The following is a 1,121-nucleotide window of genomic DNA, read 5'->3' on the forward strand; positions in this document are numbered from 1 at the left end:
AGCCCACCCGCCGTTCGTCGATCGGGTTTGCCAATGCCACACAGTTCTCCGTCTGGCCGTAGCTCTCCAACAAGGTGACGCCGAATCTCTCCTCGAACAATCGGAATTGATCGGCCGGCGCGGCCGCCACGGCACCGCGGCCCACCCCCGTCCGGCCGAGCACGGCTACCCTGACCGGGGCGCGCAGGCGCATCTCCACCGCGCGCAACCGCGGGTTGTGCGTGCGTTCGGCGAACTCTGCCAAGACGTCGGCGAAGATGTGCCTGCCCCCGTGTCCCGGGCCTGCTGGAAGCCCGTCCTGACACACATCGTGACACCGGCCGCCGACCGCTCCGGACACGAATTTGCGAGGGCGCCCGAACGGGTACTTCGCCTCTACCAGCGCCAGGCAACTGTTGGGTATCAATCTGTAACACGATGCGGGGAGCAAGGTCTTGATGAGCGACTATGGACGGATGCGCACGCCGGAGTCCGAAACCGCCACGTCCGTGGCCCGGAACTCCGACGACGGTCCGCACTTTCACCGCCGCGTGACCAGCTTCCGCGCCCGCCGCTCGACGATCTCGGACAACCAGCAGGCCATCTGGGACCGGCTCTGGCCGCAACTGGGGCGTCAGGCCCGCGACGGCGACGTCCCGGCCGGACCGCTCGACACCCAGGCCTGGTTCGGCCGCACCGCGCCGCTGGTGCTGGAGATCGGCTGCGGCACCGGCACGTCCACCCTGGCGATGGCCCGGGCCGAACCCGACATCGACGTGATCGCCGTCGAGGTCTACCGGCGGGGGTTGGCGCAGCTGCTCGGCGCGATCGACCGTGCTTCCGAGACCGACCCGGTCACCAACATCCGGCTGATCCGCGGCGACGGCGTCGACGTGCTGACCCACATGCTGGGACCCGCCTCGCTGACCGGCGTGCGGGTGTTCTTCCCCGACCCGTGGCCCAAGGCCCGCCACCACAAGCGCCGGCTGCTGCAGCCCGACACCGTGGCGCTGATCGCCGACCGGCTGCGACCGGGCGGGATCCTGCACGCGGCCACCGACCACGCCGGCTACGCCGAGCACATCGCCGAGGTCGGCGACGCCGAACCGCTGCTGCGCCGGGTCGACGCGACCGCCGAAGGA

Annotated in this window: 1 protein-coding gene and 1 pseudogene; one reads left to right on the forward strand and one right to left on the reverse strand. The window is 70.5% G+C overall.

The features are described from left to right. Positions 1–244 (reverse strand): annotated as a pseudogene (locus ASJ79_RS24440) (hypothetical protein); the annotation flags it as partial. Between the two features lie 193 nt (positions 245–437). Here ASJ79_RS24440 and trmB point away from each other — a divergent pair. After that, positions 438–1,121: tRNA (guanosine(46)-N7)-methyltransferase TrmB (gene trmB / locus ASJ79_RS24445; RefSeq protein WP_067961070.1), on the forward strand; the 684-nt coding region annotated here is incomplete at its 3' end.

Source organism: Mycobacterium sp. NAZ190054, assembly GCF_001545925.1.
Lineage (GTDB): Bacteria > Actinomycetota > Actinomycetes > Mycobacteriales > Mycobacteriaceae > Mycobacterium.